Annotated in this window: 12 protein-coding genes; 3 read left to right on the forward strand and 9 right to left on the reverse strand. The window is 34.0% G+C overall.

The window, feature by feature from the left end; genetic code table 11:
- The first annotated feature begins 26 nt into the window (after positions 1-26).
- On the forward strand, positions 27-1331 hold the full coding sequence (gene rimO / locus SJY30_RS01050) for a 30S ribosomal protein S12 methylthiotransferase RimO (protein WP_396633777.1): 1305 nt from the start codon (positions 27-29) through the stop codon (positions 1329-1331).
- Here the strand turns inward: rimO and SJY30_RS01055 are convergent, their stop codons facing one another.
- The 5 genes from SJY30_RS01055 to SJY30_RS01075 form a co-directional block, all read right to left on the reverse strand.
- Positions 1332-2288 (reverse strand): lipid A deacylase LpxR family protein, encoded by a 957-nt coding sequence (locus tag SJY30_RS01055; RefSeq protein WP_396633778.1) that lies wholly within the window; start codon positions 2286-2288, stop codon positions 1332-1334.
- Positions 2289-2504: 216 nt separating this feature from the next.
- The gene (locus SJY30_RS01060; protein WP_396633779.1) at positions 2505-3731 is read right to left on the reverse strand and encodes a DUF3999 domain-containing protein; all 1227 of its coding nucleotides are present in this window, start codon (positions 3729-3731) and stop codon (positions 2505-2507) included.
- Positions 3715-6084: a DUF2339 domain-containing protein gene (locus SJY30_RS01065; protein ID WP_396633780.1), complete on the reverse strand. Its 2370-nt coding sequence runs from the start codon at positions 6082-6084 to the stop codon at positions 3715-3717. Before SJY30_RS01065 ends, SJY30_RS01060 begins: the two co-directional genes overlap by 17 nt.
- Positions 6085-6243: 159 nt before the next feature.
- Complete coding sequence (locus SJY30_RS01070) at positions 6244-6438, reverse strand: DUF4177 domain-containing protein (RefSeq protein WP_396633781.1); 195 nt, start codon at positions 6436-6438, stop codon at positions 6244-6246.
- 6 nt (positions 6439-6444) lie between these two features.
- A complete protein-coding gene (locus tag SJY30_RS01075) occupies positions 6445-8898 on the reverse strand; it encodes a M14 metallopeptidase family protein (protein WP_396633782.1) in 2454 nt (817 codons plus the stop codon).
- A gap of 173 nt (positions 8899-9071) precedes the next feature.
- Here SJY30_RS01075 and bshC point away from each other — a divergent pair, with 173 nt between their 5' ends.
- Together bshC and SJY30_RS01085 are read left to right on the forward strand one after the other, a co-directional pair.
- Positions 9072-10676: a bacillithiol biosynthesis cysteine-adding enzyme BshC gene (gene bshC, locus SJY30_RS01080; protein WP_396633783.1), complete on the forward strand. Its 1605-nt coding sequence runs from the start codon at positions 9072-9074 to the stop codon at positions 10674-10676.
- A gap of 3 nt (positions 10677-10679) precedes the next feature.
- On the forward strand, positions 10680-12053 hold the full coding sequence (locus SJY30_RS01085; protein ID WP_396633784.1) for an ArnT family glycosyltransferase: 1374 nt from the start codon (positions 10680-10682) through the stop codon (positions 12051-12053).
- Here the strand turns inward: SJY30_RS01085 and SJY30_RS01090 are convergent.
- The 4 genes from SJY30_RS01090 to SJY30_RS01105 form a co-directional block, all read right to left on the reverse strand.
- The gene (locus tag SJY30_RS01090) at positions 12050-12595 is read right to left on the reverse strand and encodes a pyridoxamine 5'-phosphate oxidase family protein (RefSeq protein WP_396633785.1); all 546 of its coding nucleotides are present in this window, start codon (positions 12593-12595) and stop codon (positions 12050-12052) included. The two genes, SJY30_RS01085 and SJY30_RS01090, sit on opposite strands and share 4 nt — an antisense overlap.
- Positions 12596-12959: 364 nt before the next feature.
- Positions 12960-13685 carry an SIMPL domain-containing protein gene (locus SJY30_RS01095; RefSeq protein WP_036155832.1) on the reverse strand — a complete coding sequence of 242 codons (726 nt, stop codon included), beginning with the start codon at positions 13683-13685 and terminating at the stop codon, positions 12960-12962.
- A 78-nt stretch (positions 13686-13763) separates the two neighbouring features.
- Positions 13764-14651 (reverse strand): DUF4249 family protein, encoded by an 888-nt coding sequence (locus SJY30_RS01100; RefSeq protein WP_396633786.1) that lies wholly within the window; start codon positions 14649-14651, stop codon positions 13764-13766.
- Between the two features lie 3 nt (positions 14652-14654).
- Entirely contained in the window at positions 14655-17087 is a 2433-nt protein-coding gene (locus SJY30_RS01105; RefSeq protein ID WP_396633787.1) for a TonB-dependent receptor domain-containing protein, read from the reverse strand.
- Between the last annotated feature and the right edge of the window lie 19 nt (positions 17088-17106).

A 17106-nucleotide genomic window follows, 5' to 3' on the forward strand; every position in this document is an offset into this window, starting at 1 on the left:
CGTATTTTTGCACCCCAATTTAAATTATGAGGACAAAAACCCTTAAGAAGAACAAAATCAACGTAGTAACTCTAGGTTGTTCAAAGAATGTATATGATTCTGAAGTACTCATGGGCCAATTAAAGGCAAATGACAAAGAAGTTGTACATGAAGAAGAAGGAAACATAGTCGTAATTAACACCTGTGGCTTTATTGCCAATGCAAAAGAGCAAAGTGTTAATACCATTTTAGAATATGTTCAAAAGAAAGAAGTAGGTGCGGTAGATAAAGTTTTTGTTACTGGTTGCTTGAGTGAGCGTTACAAACCAGACTTACAGAAAGAGATTCCTAATGTTGACGAATACTTTGGTACGAGTGAGTTACCAGGTTTGTTGAAAGCACTGGGTGCAGATTATAAACATGAGTTGATTGGTGAGCGTTTGACGACGACACCTAAGAATTATGCGTATTTGAAAATTGCAGAAGGTTGTGATAGACCTTGTTCTTTCTGTGCAATTCCTTTAATGCGTGGTAAGCATAAGAGTACTCCAATTGAAGAATTGGTGACCGAAGCTGAAAAACTTGCGGCAAAAGGTGTAAAAGAGCTTATTTTAATTGCTCAAGATTTAACGTATTATGGGTTAGATTTATATAAGAAAAGAAACCTTGCTGAGCTTTTAGAAGCTTTGGTTAAGGTAGAAGGTATAGAATGGATACGTTTACATTACGCGTTTCCTGCAGGTTTTCCGATGGATGTATTAGATGTAATGAATAGAGAACCAAAGGTTTGTAACTATTTAGATATTCCATTACAACACATATCTGACCGTATTCTTAAAAGTATGCGTCGCGGTACCACAGAAGCGAAAACAACCAAGTTGTTAAAGGAGTTTAGAGCTGCAGTACCGGAAATGACCATTAGAACTACTTTGATTGTTGGTTACCCTGGTGAAACTGAAGAAGATTTCGAGATTCTTAAAAACTGGGTAATTGCCATGCGTTTTGAGCGTTTAGGTTGTTTTACCTATAGCCATGAAGAAAATACTCATGCCTATACTTTGGTAGACGATGTACCAGAAGAAGTAAAACAAGAGCGTGCCAATATTATCATGGAAATTCAATCTCAAATTTCTTGGGAATTGAACCAAAAGAAAGTAGGGGAGACGTTTCGTTGCATCATAGATCGTAAAGAAGGTAACTACTTTGTAGGAAGAACAGAATTTGATTCTCCAGATGTTGATAACGAGGTGTTGATAGATGCAACTGAGCATTATGTAAAGCAAGGTGAGTTTGTGAATATTAAGATTACAGAAGCGGCTGACTTTGACCTTTACGGTGAACCTGTTGTGTAATTAATCAAATAAAAAACCTGTTTTAAAACCGCCCCATTTGGCAGAATTACCAAACGTGAACTCTTTGGTAATTGATGTTCGGCTAAATTCTAGATATAATTTTCTGTACTTTATAATGAGTCCGTAGTCGATTTGTGCGGTTAACCTTTCTATATTTTTTGAAGAAATGGTATAGGGGTTATCATTGGTGAAAATGCCGCCTTGCAAGGTGGCATCAAAACCAACGACATGAACTGTTGGCTGTACAAAAGCATAAAATTTAAACTTTGAAGGTGTACTGTTTCTAGAGAACGGATGATATAATAGTCCGATAGTAGAATTAAATCCCAACGATGCATTTGTAAATAAAGTTCCTAATTGTAGCGAAGTTATTGCTTGTGTATTTATTATGTTTTTATAATTGAATATTTGTTTCTCGTAGCCAATTTTATAGTTCAACACTAACTCGTTCTGAATTTGATTGTCCCAACCACCGGGAGTTTTGTTTTCAATAAGTTTATGAATTACTGTTTGCATTTCTCTGCCAAATGCCCCCGGACCAATAAGTCCTAAACTTAGCGATTGAGATAATCTTGATTTTTTAATGGTATCTGTTGCAATAGCAAAACTCTTAAGGTATATAGCAGCAGCAAAGGGTCTATCATCAATTTGTATATCTGGACTAACAAAATCACTAGGTGTATAGCCGATATGTTCTACTGATAATCCGTAAGTGAAGTGATTACCTTTTGGCTTGATGAAAATATGGTTTACTGGATTTTTCTTTAAGCTTAGATTTGCATACTCAAAACTATAGCCTTGCGTGTAATTTTTATCTGATGCAGCGAAGAAATCATTGTCATAATTAAATCGGAAATAGCTTTTACTACCCATATCTCTGAAAGAGGCAAGATGGTCTATTTTTTGACTTAAAAGAACAGTTGGAAGTAGAAGCAGTAATAGAATGTAATATCTCATTACACTACTTACGATGTAAATTTATGAAGGTTTTGTCTATTGGTAAGTTAAATTATATCAACCACTTTTACATGAGATTATAATTTATGTAAACATGGTTTAATTATTGATTCCCAGATCAGAAAGATTTGTTTGAACTTAGTTATGTAACTAGTTGATATTTGATTTTAAAAATCAGTTATGTCCACTTTAAAAAGCAAATCATTTGATAAAAATCTAAAGCTCCTTCTTCATCATGCCAATGGTAAAATACCCTAGCAAAGCGATTACAACACCAATAATAACCCACAACCACCATTTGTTTTCAAGTAAAGGATTGGTTGTTTCAGTTTCTGGTCTAGGTATTTCTACCACGCTACCAAAATCTAGTTTTGTAATATTATCTGGTAAAATAACCGTGGTTTTTGATATATCGTAATTAGGAAAGTTGCCATTAGGTTTACCGTAAACCAGATAGTAAGTAGCCGGTTCTGTAAAACGTGTGGTTAACGTGTGTAGGTATCCTTTAAGTTTCACATCAGAAATTTTTAAAGGTTGATTATCATTGTTTAAGATGATAACACGTAGTTTTTGTGTTAATGTACCAGGTAATTGAAAGCTGTTATCTTCCATTGAAGAAAGCGTCTTTGTAGCTAAAGGTCTGTAATTGTGGTAATAACCTTTTTCAGTCTTTACGCTATCAACCAAATACTGAATAGAAATTGATCGGTAGTAATCAATTTTATCATCGACCGTAAAATCTAGTAGGTTGAGGGGTACACGGTTTATTAAATCAATGTCTATAATCGTTTTTTTGTCTTCTATAGAAATTTTAAAATCACTAACCTCATAATCGCGATAAGTGGCCGCCTTTTTAGCCTTTTTAGTAATATGTACAGATGTTAGATTTGGCTTTTCTTTACTCTTTATGAATACTCTATAGTATCTAAAGCTAGCATCTGGAAACTTTAATGTGGTAAACGAATAGTTTGTCTGGTCATTATTAATAGATAAAATACGATAGTCTTCTAGAATAGTAAACCATTGTTTCTGATGTTGACTACCTTCTAGTGTAATTTCCCAATTAAAATTTAGGTCTTCTATGTTTAGTAGTATCTCATTGATAGTTTCCTTTTGGGGTAGCTCATAAGTATAAAAGTAACCTTTAGAATTATTGACGCTATTTATTAGATTGAAAGAAACCTCTGAATTGGAAACTTCAGCTTTAGAAACTTTATGCAGGTACGGTGCTTCAATAGTATCGGTAGCGGTAACCCCATAAACGCGAATATCGCTCATGTTGGCATTTACATTTTCAAATACTTGGTTAGGTACTTCAATAGTATGCCATTGATTTTCGATACCCTTTAACGCTATCTTTTTAGAATAGGAATCCATCTGTCCGAAACAAACTGAAATAGATAAAAAGGCAAGTATTGTTAAAAAGCTATTGTTCAGTCTCATCTGAAATAATGTATTTGTATTTGTTGTAAAGAAATGATATAATCAATAATAAGACACCCAATGATACAAATACGATGGTCTTAGAAATAGTATTTAAAGATGAAATATCATAGAAGAACAACTTAATTAACGTAATAGAAAATAGTATAATAGCACCAATTCGCAAGTATTTTTTCTTTTTCCAAATACCTAATGCGATTAGAAGTAGCGCATATACGCCCCAAAGAATACTTAGACCTAGCTTATAAGATTGTTCAGATCCGGATATATCCATCCAATTTAATAATTCGCTACTTGCTACCCATATAATAGTGGTATGCATTAGAATTTCAAACGGAATTTTATAATTGAATTTTAAATACTCTTGCTGTGCTAATTTATAAATGGCGAATAGAAGAAGTGTAAGAAATACAAATGAAATATAGCGTATGTATATGTTATATGCTCCTACATTGTAAAATTCTGTAAGTTGCTGTGAAAGGTAATTTTCACGAAGCTCGCTTAAGGTATAAAGTCCGTTAGTAAGGAATATTAAAGTTATTAAAAGCGCGGAGCCTAAGGCTACAATTCCTAATATCTTGTTTTTGATTTTTAAAATATTTACGAAACTTAAAACGCTGATAAAAAACATGGTATATAGAATTAACCAAATAGCTTCAAAATTTTTGAGATTGTAGTTGTATTCCGGGTATTCGCCAGAGGTACTTGATATCTCTATTTTAGATAATTGAAAGGCATTGTTCCAATACTGTTCTATTTCAAGATAGAAGGCAAAGTAGAGGGTTCCTATAAACAAAGCAGGAATACCAAATGTCATTATCTGTTGAACTATTGAAGGTTTTTCAGTGCTGAATTTTGTTTGAATCCAATTCATGAATCCGAATACGGCAACGCAAAGGATCGAAGTTAAAAACGTAGTGTTTAATAATAGGCTCCATCCATCTGTGGTATGCAAATAAGAGTACCTTGCTGCCCAATCCATCGTTAAACTTAAGAATGCTAGAGCAACCAAAATATAGGAAAGGTATTCATAGAATTTGACTTTTTTGGTGCGCCCAATCCAAAATAATAATGCGGCTTCAAAAGCCCAAAATAATGTTACCCAATTGCCATCTAATTGAACAGGTACCGCTATGGTAATAAACGTAAGTACAAACCCAGAGGTTAAGAAGAATAGCTTTCGATCGGCTAATTTTCTTTTGAAGATAATTACCGTTATCACAAAATGAATAAGTGCATTCAATAGGGTGAATAAACCTAAATAAAATTCTCCACCTTCATAATTATAGAGCCAGGCAATACCAAATCCGTAAAATATGAACGAATTCAGCATGATTAGAATAATATCAGCAACTTGGAATTTTTCGGATTTTATTAATTTAAACGCTAAAAACGTAGCGTAGAACAATGTGAAGAATAGCACTAAAAAGCCAAAGCCAATATAGAAATCTACATCATTGCTTGAGAATGCATACCAAGATCCATAAATAAGCCAGGTGAACGCAAATGCAACGTAATAAAGTGCTTTCCAATATTTTTTAAACGAAATAACTAAGAGTCCGATATTAATTAAGGCGATATAACTAAATAGTGCAGTAGCATTGCCAGAATCATTACTTAAAAGAAAAGGTACTGCGTAAGCTCCTACTAGGCCAATATGGGCAATGATCTGCTTATTGTAACTCAGTGCGGCTACGACCCCGAAAACAGTAAATAATAGCATAATACCAAACGCTACCATCTGTGGGAATAGCCCATAAAGGTCGTAAGCGATATAAGTTAAGAAATAGAGAATAGCCAAAGCACCACTTACAAGAACAGCGCTGTAGCTTATGTATTTTGCTTTTAGCTTAAATCCGAATCCTAATAAGCCAATACCTACTAAATACCCAAGTATAATTCTGGTTAGCGGACTAATTAAATTATTTTCAATAGAATATTTTGCACCAATACCAACACCGATCACGGTAATTAGTATCCCAATTTTATTGATAAGATTTTCCCCAATAAACTTCTCAAGGTTAGATTTGCCTTTTGGAAGTTTTATTTTCTTTTCAGGAATTTTTTTAGGTTCTTCTTGTATAGAAGCAATTTCTATTAGAGCTTGAACTGGAGCGGGAGTTTCAATTTCTACTACTTTATCAGTTATTGCAGCCTCTTTTTCAATACTCGCCGCTTCAGGTTTAGTTGTTTGTTCGGTAGGCTTTTCGTTGAATTTTATTGCCTGGGTATTTCTAAGAATTTGAATATCCCTACGAATTTCATTTACCTCAATATTAAAGTCTTGCTGCTTTTTTAAAAGCAGTTCTAACTTTTGCATTAATGCATTTAATTGATCTTGGTTGTTTGGCATTGGTGGTGGTTTTTGCACTAACAGGTTAGTGTCTTCTATTTTAAACGCAAAAGATGCGAATTTGTTGGGAAAAGTACCATGTAGCCATAAAATAAAACATCCCTAAAACAATTTTAGCCGTTTCAGGGATATCTAAACTAGATGTTTATTTGTGTTCTTTTACTTTTCAAAATACAGATAAATATACATAGCCATGCCAAATTCGGTAGTATCCGTAGATACCAAACGCCATCCATTTTTAGCATATTCGTTTAGTTTATCTTGAATTGCTTTATTTGATGACTTCGCTAAATGGTTTTTGTCAAAAGTAAATTTCGAGTAGAAAATGAGTGTTTCAACTTTATATTCTTTCATATTTGTTTATTTAACCATGAATAGGGCATTGGCGAAAAATAGTTTTCCATTTTCCCAAAAACCTCTAAATAAAGGGTTGTCTACCATGTATATTACTTGTCCGCGACCCATATCCTCTGTCCCAAAGATCAAGGTTTCGGCAATCTTCTTTTTTGCTTCACTACCTGCGAATCCTGATACGGGTTCATTGGCACCTTCACTTAAATAAACAGCACTTCCGTTTTCTAAGAAATTATAAGCACGAGCTCCCAGTTTAAGGGTGAAATAAGTGTCGTCATACCCATAAGCCAACGGATTTGTATTATCAACCGTTGCTTTAAAAATAGCGCCAGTAATTGCTGATTTTATCTGTTCTCTCTCAGAAATCTCGAAAGATTCAATAGTAGTAGAAGTATCTTTTGGCATTTCTTTTTCAGATAGTTCAAAATCTTTATCAGAAGCAGTAATACCGTCAATTGCGCCACCCATGGCAATTAATTTTCCGCCACGTTTAACCCAGTCCATGATTTTCTCTTTATTATATGTGCTTAAGAAACTGTTGTAGCCACGACCGTCAGGTAATATTAAAATATCATATTTCGCAAGGTCAACACGACCAAAATAAGCCTCGTCCAATACAGAAATAGGGTAGTCTAGTTGTTGTTCAAAAAAGTTCCAGATTTCTCCAAAACGTAGGGTAGAGGTGGGCTCTCCAGATAGTACGGCAATTTTTAAATCTTGTAATACATCAACATAACCAGAACCAAAATCTTTACCGCTTTCTACGAAACCTGTGTTGGTAGAAGTTAGATTTTTAGAGTGGTTGGTAGATGCAGTTCTAAGAACTTCGTTGAAATTCTTTAGATGCTTGTTATCTCCTTTTGTGATGATCAATGTACCACGATCATAAGAAATGCCATCTAATGTAAATGGTTTGTGGGCATAACGCACACGTACCTTGTTGCGTAATAATTCAGCCAAGAACCTAGCGTCTTTCATACTGTTCCAGTCTGCCAAATAAGCGTACTTGTCTGCCTTAAAACTATTGACTTCAGATTTATTTAGTGAGGGCGCTGAACCGTTTAAATTGCTTTCACTTGCAATAGCATCCAATCCGTAAGCATAAGGTAAAGACCATGCGGTAATATCATAGGTTACAGAATCGCTTAATTTCGCCATTGGCTCAAATAGTACTTTGACCAAGGTGCTTTTCGGCTGATTTGAAGAAATCACCAAACTCTTGTCAGTACTTTTTAATGAACCAGATTTGCCTGTAGCAAAGTTGTAGCCTTTGACTGTAGCGTTTGAACCTGCTTGGTATTCAATTTCATGCTTGCTTAACAAATCTGCTAGAGCCTCAATTTTATCTGGATTACCGTTCAATACATAACTTTTGTATTTGAAGTTTTTGTTAAGATAGAATTTCTTGAATTCATCATTTAATTTAGAAACGTTTTTCGATGCTACTTCTACGGTAGATAAACCTGTAGTTAGATGATGCGCTATTCTATCTTTTAAAGTAAGGGTGTCTCCAATACTTGTTGTAATGGCTAAGCCAGCACGACCGCTACCACCTTGTTCATAAGTCATACCAATACCACCATTATAGGTAGGGTAGGTATCACCATAACTAGGGTAAAGTAAATCGAACACCTCTTTTGTAAAATAGAACCATCCATTTTCGTCAAAATATTTAGCGTGGTTTCTACCTATGGTTTCTTGAAACTCTCTTTGAAAATCCGTAATTACCTCATGAAAAGGCTCTGCGGCAGGGGCAAAATAATATGGGTTGTCAACACCTTGCTCATGAAAATCTACGTGTACATGAGGCAACCATTTATTAAACTGCTTTAAACGTTGTTGACTTTCCACTTGTGTTAGCCAAGCCCAATCTCTGTTAAGATCGAACATATAATGGTTACTGCGACCACTCCACCAATTCTCATGATGCTCCTTACTATTAGGATCTACTTGGTTGGGCGAATTTTTAAATTGGTTGTACCAGTTTACATAACGATCTCTACCATCTGGATTAATACACGGATCTATCAATACTACTATATTCTCTAAGTAATTGCTTTTAGTAGTGAAAAGGTCATATATAGTCTGCATTGACGCTTCTGTACTTACGCTTTCATTACCATGAACATTATAGCTAAGCCAAACAATTGCTTTATCTGGTGATCCTTCGCCATTAATACCTTTCATGTGCTCTTCCTTAATTTTATCAAGATTTTGCATATTTTCCTTTGTAGAAATAGTAGCCAATAATAAAGGTCTTCTTTCATTGGTTTTACCGTATTCCATAAGGTTCATGCACTGAGGTTCCGCTTCGGCTAAATATTGGTAGTAATCAACAACCTCATGATGTCTGGTAAATTGAGTTCCTAGTTCATAACCTAAAAATTCTGATGGGGATTTTAATTGGGATAAACCTAGAAAGGGAATTAAAAATAATGTGTAGCGTAGAATTAGTTTCATATAGCGTTGTTTGTATTCTGAGTCAGCCAAATCTATTAAAATAAATGCAAAATAATCTCCATTTGCAGCGTATTTTGACGAGAATTCAAGTATTTAATACTAACGGTAATTAACTTATATTTAGGAAATGTAAGACGAAAGGGTTTTATATTTACCAAGTATTTACTTTTTATATGGATATTGATTGTTTGCCCTTAGCAAAAACGGGTTATTTTTCGAAATTAATTTGCGATTACACTGCAGCGGATACTAAGCTTAAACCATTATATAATCGGTTTCCCGATATTGAAGGTTTTAAAGGGCAGATAGAAGAAAAGGGGAAGCATTTTACCCAAGCCCAAAGAGATGTGTTGCATTCTTCAATGCAAAACCAATATAAAAATACAGATACTTCTAAGGGTACGGCTGCTAATATAGCGTTGTTAAAAGAAAAGAATACGTTTACGATTGTTACCGGTCATCAGTTAAATCTCTTTACGGGTCCGTTGTATTTTTTATACAAAATCATTTCTACGATCAACTTGACCAAGCAATTAAAAAAGGAATTTCCAAATAGTAATTTTGTACCTATCTATTGGATGGCTACGGAAGATCATGATTTTGATGAAATCAATTATTTTAATTTCAAAGGATTAAAATTTCAGTGGAATAAAGAGGCATCTGGCGCAGTAGGGCATTTACCTACGGATGGGCTAGAGGAGGTTTTTTCATTGTATTCAAGAACCATTGGTGATAGTAAGAATGCCAAGGTGCTGAAAGAACTATTTGAAAACGCCTATTTAAAGCATGATAACTTAACGGATGCAACCCGATTTTTGGCAAATGAAATTTTTAAGGATTACGGGCTAGTCATTGTTGATGGTGATGATATAGATTTGAAAAGGACATTAGTGCCTTACATGAAGAAAGATATTTTTGAACAAACTGCGTTCAAGAAAGTATCTGAAAGTATTACTGAGATTGAAAATATATCATCGGATTATCCTATACAGGTTAATCCGCGTGAAATCAATTATTTCTATTTAGCAGAGGGTGTTCGCGAAAGAATTATAGAAAGTAAGGGCAACTACCTAGTAAATGAAACGAATATATCATTTACAAAAGAGGAATTAGTTGCAGAGATGAATGCTCACCCAGAGCGTTTTTCTCCCAACGTAATAGCTAGACCTTTATACCAAGAAGTAATTTTGCCGAATCTATGTTATATAGGTGGTGGCGGTGAGATTGCCTATTGGTTTGAATTAAAATCGGCATTTGAGGCTATGGATGTTCCTTTTCCAATTTTGCTGGTTAGAAATTCGGCGCTGATCATTACCGAGAAGCAAGCTGAAAAATTAGAGAAAATGAATATTTCCAAATCTGACATTTTCTTGAAGCAAAATAGTCTTATCAATAAAAAGATTAGAGAAATTTCAAATATCGATATCGATTTTTCACCACAGAAAAAATTATTGGAAGAACAGTTTAAAGATATGTACGTACTTGCCGAAAAGACCGATAAATCTTTTCTAGGAGCTGTAAAAGCACAAGAAGTAAAGCAGAAAAAAGGACTGGATGCTTTAGAAAAACGCTTGTTGCAAGCGCAAAAAAGAAAGTTGAAAGATCACGTAGTTCGTATGACAGAATTGCAAAATGAAATATTCCCAAATCAGTCGCTTCAAGAACGGCAATCTAATTTTTCTGAGTTTTATTTGGCTTATGGCGAAGACTTAGTGCCTATGTTATTTGAAGCTTTAAATCCGCTAGATTTAAGTTTCACGGTTATTACCCAAAAATAAGCGATGGGCAAGAACGCATCTCTAAATAAGATAACCGTCCTTGCTTTTTTATCATTTTCAGCTATAACCTTAATTACATTTTTTAAAAGTGCCTTAGAATTAGAAGACGCTGAACAGGCATATTACTCGCAATGGTTTCGTTGGGGGTATGATGATCAACCACCACTTTATACATGGTTGCAGTATGGTTTCAATACCATATTTGGTGTTAGTAAAATTTCATTCTCTATACTAAGGGGATTATTATTTGCTGGTATAATACTGCTATTGTATCAATTTTCAATACTTAGAATACCTGATAAGTATACATCAAAACTTCCTGTATTAGCATTGGTCTTCATACCAGTATTCATAGATTTTACTTTTAGAAGGCTTTCACATACCAGTCTATTGTGTTTAAGCTTAGTTGCGTCTTACTATTGCATACAGTTATTGATGCAACGAAAATCCATATTAAATTATCTATTACTAGGTTTTGTTGTGGGTGTAGGTTTCATGTCTAAATACAACTATGCATTTTTTCTGGTAGCGTTTGCTTTGGTTTCTTTATGGGACTCAAAATTGCGGGCTATAGTTTTCAATCCCAAAATACTGATAACTATGCTGCTTTCTTGCCTGTTAATTGCGCCACATGTATATTGGCTATTGGGTCCTGAAGGGTTTCAAACTTTTTTGGCTTCTAGTATTGAAGATAAAATAGGAATAGAAGAATTTGAATCGGGGTTTTCGTTGATACCGATTCTAATTTATGTAAAAGGATTATTTGCTTTGTCATTCCCTTTGTTATTGGTAATAGGTATCAGTTACTTCTCAAAATGGATCACTTTTAATAAGCAAAATTTAAACTGGTTTTCTAAAATGTTCTTGGCGCAGTTAGTTGTGGTTGGCTTGTTCTTTCTTGTTTTTCAAAGTCAGAAAGTAGAAACAAGATGGCTATTACCACTTTTTATTCCTTTTGTAGTTTTGTTGCTAGAGTCTGTTAGTTTTAAAAATAACAAGAAGTTAATTAATGTTGGGTTTTGGGTTTTTGTAGCTGTAGTTTTTTTACAAACACTTAGAACGCCAATAGAGAAAGTGTTGAACATACCTTCTTCTGTTCATTTTGGTTTTGATCCTATTGCCAGTAAGTTGAGCGAGAATTATGATCATTATCAATGGGTGCTTCCTAATGTAACCTATGCAGGTAATGTACGATTACTGCATCCTGAACGAACAATATTTTCGGCAGATGACTATTCGTTACCCCTTATAGAATTGAAACATGAGAAAGAAGTTGAAATAAGGATTGATAGATCCGCAATGAAACAGACCGCACCAGTAGATAGTTTAATTGTTTTTGGAAAGGATATGGAAAATCTTTATTTCTATATCAATTAAGGAACAAGAAATTCCCCGTTCCAAGAATTATCCTCATTCTTAAATAAAGCTCTAATATGATTAGGACGTTTAAGCTTTAGGTATTCGATCTTTGTGGGTGTAATATCAATGATGCTGAAATAATTCTTCTCTTCAATATATTCAACATTATCTGGATTTTTAATAAGGCTTCCAGGTGTAGTTTGGGTAATGTAATCTTTTCTACTATTAGGCTGTATAGTTTGCCAAGTTGTTTTTAATCTTTCTGTATTCGTTACAATTTGTGCGGTACCTTCAACTTTTAACTGTAGCATTTTTTCAGGATGATAAAGTAGAAAGCTAACCTGATTGTTCTGGGCAATATGTTTCATCTTTTGGGTACGGCTATCGGTATATATCGTAATTCGCAAATCTTCGGTAATCTCACGTAACACTACAGTACGTAAACGAGCGATAGTTTCATTGCCAACTGTTGCCATGGCAATGAATCTGAACGGATGCCCTTTTTCATTTACTCCGTTTTGTAATTCAGTACTTAATTCTTCAAAAAATGAATGGATCATACAGTTAATTTATCTAAAGGTAAAAATAAATGAATTTTATAATAGGGTAGATGATGGGTTAGTTGTTAAATAAGTAATTGCTTTGAAAAGAAATTGATTAAGGTCAATTTTTAAGCTTTGGCTTGAATTTGGTTTTCGATGTATTAGAAAGCTAAGTGTAATTCCTGAGCTTTTTTTTGAATGAATGTAAGTTATATAGAAAAGTATCGACTTAATGGTTGAATACAGATTGTTATGAAAAAGATTTTTGAGTATTCGGTTTGATAATTGGTTGAAGATTACCGGGCTTTTATATTTAAAGAATTAATATTATTTAAATTATTCTTTCCCAGATCACTATGTAATATTGATCAAAGTAACACTATTACTTTACTTTGTATTCTAGGCGCATGGTAATAGATGCTGTTTTATTTTTAGATGAGGTATTGTATGCACCGCCCCAGCTATAATCTTCTCCAGAATTTTGACCTGTAATTTGAAATACGCCCATATTGGCAGAAACTAGATCTCCTAAATTACTACCCGCATTTTCCGCTATTTTCTCGGCACGTATTCTAGCATCTTCGGTAGCTTTAGAGATCATTTCAATTTTAAGGTCGGCTAATTTGGTATAGTAATATCTTGGTGGTGAAGAGTTGAATTGGACTCCTTTGTTCAATAATTCGGTAATTTCTCTAGATACACCTTCTATCAAAGCAACGTTTTCAGATTCTATTTTTAGAGTTTGAATTAATTGATATCCTCTAAAAATACTACCAACATAATTTCCATTTTCATATTGGTTATCTCGCATTTCTGTAGTCTGTACACTATTGAAGATTATGCTGTTCGCATCAATACCTTTAGAGGTTAAATATTGGCGAACAATATCTTTGTCGCGGTTTAATTGATCAAAAGCTGTTTTTAATACGGTACTGTTTGTAGAAAATTGACCTTCCCAAACAATGAGGTCAGAGGTGAAATTTTCATTGCCCAAACCGGTAACGGATATCATTTGTGGCGGGTTCGCCCTTTGTATATATGCGTTGCCTAAAAAATATGCAGCGATAACAATTGCTGCTCCAAAAATAATTGCACTAATGTGTTTCATGAAAAAATAGTATTGTCAAATCATCTTATGCTAAGCTAGTCATTATTTTTATGTTCAATAGAGGTATAATGGCAATAACTAATCTTTAAGATCAATAACCTTTTCAGTAACACTGTATCCAGAAAAAACACCAATGGCACCTTCATCTAAAATGTTGTTAGGAGCAATCACATATTCTACAAATGGATTACCATCGGCATCACTATTTGTTTGAGAAGCTTTTAGATTATCAAAAAGTACTTTCTCTGTATGGGCGACTTGTAAGGTTATCGAAACATCAGAGTAGTATTCGCTATCGGCATAAATTTCAGTTTTACCATTTAACTGAGCGCCATTGCCTAAATTGTCCGTTAAAAATTCATCGTCATCAAAATATAACGGAAAAATATCTTCAAATGGTTCTTCATTCTCAAATTGAATGGTACTGCTAATATATCCACCTAAAATGTAATAATTGTTTTCATCTGAAAAATCCATAAAGTTTACATTGATCACAGCAAATTCATAGCCATATTCGTCTTCTTGAAACTCAATGATTTCATTTATTGCCTCTAGCTGTTTAGGAATTTGGCAGGACGCATTAAACTCTTTTTCTGCTACAATTACTTTTAAGTTATAAGTATGGCCATGTGTAATCTGTAAATTTGTAGCGCTGGTTACATAAGTATTTGTTTCATTATCATAATCTAAAACAACACTTTGTCCTTCGGTGTTTGACAAGTTGACCAAAGCGTCTTTAATTAGAAATTCTTCGGGAAATTGATAATCTTGGTCTACTTTAACCGGAGTTCCTATGGCGGGTAGCGCTTTAGTGACAGATATTTTTAAGATGGTATCTTGTGGTGAAATATAGCCAATAATAGAAACCTGCTCTTCTGTGTCTAAAAGTTCATCGGCATCTACAACCTTTTGGCATCCTATGAATAAAAGATATAATCCTAATAGTGCGAGTAATGCTTTTCTCATATCTTAAAATTTGAATATATAATTTATTGAAGGAATTAAAATGAGTACAGAAGTTCTTGTAAGCTCTTTTTCTTCTGTTGCGTTAGGGTCGTTGAAATCGTAGTTGTTGTAGTCTACGGTATAAATAAAGGGGTTTTGTCTTGCATAGGCATTATAAAGTGAAATTGCCCAAGTACGTTCTCTTCCTTTCTTTTTCTTTTTATGAAATTGCCATCCTAAATCTAATCTATGACTTGTTTCCCCTCTAAAGTTATTACGTTGTGTAGTAATATCTTGTAAACCTCTATTAAAAAAGTTAGAACCGCCAATGGGGAAGGTGCCTTCTATTCTTTGTAAATTAGGTAAGGTATAATTGTTACCTGTAGATAACACCCAAGTAGCAGAAAATGTAAATCTATCGCTAGGTTTGTAAATACCCACCGCAGAAATGTCATGTCTTCTATCATAACGGTCATAGAATTTATTGCCAAAGTTCAATTCGTCAAATTGTCTTTCTGACCATGAAAGTGTATAACCCAACCAACCTGTAAGTTTACCGGTTTGCTTTCTAAAAAGTATTTCTGCACCATAGGCCCAACCCTCGCCAGCGGTAATATTCTCTTCCCAATCTAAGTCTGCACCAGATTCTAGGTTATCTAATGCTAAGAATGACGCGCCCTCTTTGTAAGCGATAATATTATTCATGTTTTTATAATATCCTTCAAGGGATAGGGAATAATCTTTTTCAAAAAAATCTTTGGCAATACCTACAGCAAATTGCTGGGAAGTTTGTGGTTTTACGTAATCAGTAGAGGAGACCCATAAATCTGTAGGTAGTCCAATTCCAGAGCTGGATAATAAATGAATGTACTGATTCATTTTAGCGTAAGAAGCTTTTAGTGCTAAATCTGGTTTTAAACTATATGATAAACCCAACCTTGTTTCTGGGTTAATATAGTTTGTGTTATTATAATTAAAATAACTTAGTCTTAAACCAAGCGAAGACCTAAGCTTATCGGTTATTTTCCAATCATCTTCCATATATAGAGCCCCTTCCAAAGAATTAAGTTCTTCTGTTTTATCTATATTATCAGCGAATGTATCTTTTAAAAGAACGCGTTGTGGTGTAAAGCTGTGATTAGTAATTTCTGCTCCAAAACGCAATGTATTTTTGCTGTTAGGGTAATAATCAAAGCTGCTTTTAAGGGTAAAGTCTTCTATACCCGAATTGGTCTTAAATAAATACTCAACTACATTATCATCAAAAGTGTCTGTATATTCATTAGATATATTGAAGTCGTAATTACTATATATTAATGAGGTGTTTGAGAATAATTTATCATTGAATTGATGATTCCAACGTAATGTAGAGGTAATGTTTCCCCACCCCAGCTTCACTTTTTCATCAGTAAACTGGTCTTTGAATGAACTATAAAATTTATCTCTGCCATAATAGTTGCTCCAATATAGTTTATCTTTTTCGCTAAAAATATGATGTATTTTAAAATTTAAATCGGCAAAATAGTATCCGCCTTTACCATTTTCCTCAGAAAGGAACGGTTGAGCCAAAACATCTGCATAGGTGCGTCTTCCACTAAAAATAAATGATGTTTTACCTTTATTAATTGGTCCTTCTAAAAGCATAGATGAAGATATAAGACCAATATTTACTTTACCCGATAGCTTTTCTTTATTTCCATCTTTCATGTCTATCTTAATGACAGATGATAATCTACCTCCAAATCTGGCAGGGAATCCTCCTTTAAATGCTTCTACAGATTTTATGGCATCACCGTTAAATACAGAGAAGAATCCAAATAGGTGATTTGAATTATATACCACTGCATCATCTAGAATAATTAGGTTTTGGTCTGGCGTACCACCACGTACAAAGAAACCAGAGCTTCCTTCAGATCCCGCTTGTATACCGGGTAATAATTGTAATGTTTTTAATACATCTTTTTCACCCAGTAATGCAGGTATATCAGCTACTGTAGAAGGGTTGATTTGTATTTTGCTCATTTGTGTGACCTTACTTTCTTTTACTTTACTATCAGCACTTACAGTAACTTCATCAAGCGATTGCGTGTCTGTTTCAAGAGTGATATTTAAAGAGAGGTCATTATTAATGTCAATCTCTTTAATTACTGTAGTGTACCCAATTGTAGAAATGTAAACGATATGCTTTCCTTTTGGCAGTGAAAGCGAATAAAAACCGTAGTCATTTGTAGTTGTTCCTCTTTTTAGCTCAGGAACATAAATAGAAGCACCTAAGAGATTTTCTCCACTACCGCTTTCGGTAATGTAACCACTAATGGTAAAGCTGTTTTTTGGTTCTTGATAATTGTTGATATCTACATTAAAGCAATTTTCATTAGAACTTGTGTGAGCTACTTTTCCATAAGACTTGCAAATAAGTCCTAGGAAAAATAAGCTGTGATATATCTTATTTTTCAAAAGGCTAGTGTTGTTTATT

The organism is Maribacter sp. R86514 (assembly GCF_044597005.1).
In the GTDB taxonomy this organism is placed as follows: Bacteria; Bacteroidota; Bacteroidia; order Flavobacteriales; family Flavobacteriaceae; genus Maribacter.

Coding starts and splice junctions, on each gene's coding strand:
- rimO (WP_396633777.1), top strand. CDS start 27: ATGAGGACAAAAACCCTTAAGAAGAACAAAATCAACGTAGTAACTCTA.
- SJY30_RS01100 (WP_396633786.1), bottom strand. CDS start 14,651: ATGAGAAAAGCATTACTCGCACTATTAGGATTATATCTTTTATTCATA.
- bshC (WP_396633783.1), top strand. CDS start 9,072: ATGGATATTGATTGTTTGCCCTTAGCAAAAACGGGTTATTTTTCGAAA.
- SJY30_RS01070 (WP_396633781.1), bottom strand. CDS start 6,438: ATGAAAGAATATAAAGTTGAAACACTCATTTTCTACTCGAAATTTACT.
- SJY30_RS01065 (WP_396633780.1), bottom strand. CDS start 6,084: ATGCCAAACAACCAAGATCAATTAAATGCATTAATGCAAAAGTTAGAA.
- SJY30_RS01075 (WP_396633782.1), bottom strand. CDS start 8,898: ATGAAACTAATTCTACGCTACACATTATTTTTAATTCCCTTTCTAGGT.
- SJY30_RS01085 (WP_396633784.1), top strand. CDS start 10,680: ATGGGCAAGAACGCATCTCTAAATAAGATAACCGTCCTTGCTTTTTTA.
- SJY30_RS01090 (WP_396633785.1), bottom strand. CDS start 12,595: ATGATCCATTCATTTTTTGAAGAATTAAGTACTGAATTACAAAACGGA.
- SJY30_RS01095 (WP_036155832.1), bottom strand. CDS start 13,685: ATGAAACACATTAGTGCAATTATTTTTGGAGCAGCAATTGTTATCGCT.
- SJY30_RS01055 (WP_396633778.1), bottom strand. CDS start 2,288: ATGAGATATTACATTCTATTACTGCTTCTACTTCCAACTGTTCTTTTA.
- SJY30_RS01060 (WP_396633779.1), bottom strand. CDS start 3,731: ATGAGACTGAACAATAGCTTTTTAACAATACTTGCCTTTTTATCTATT.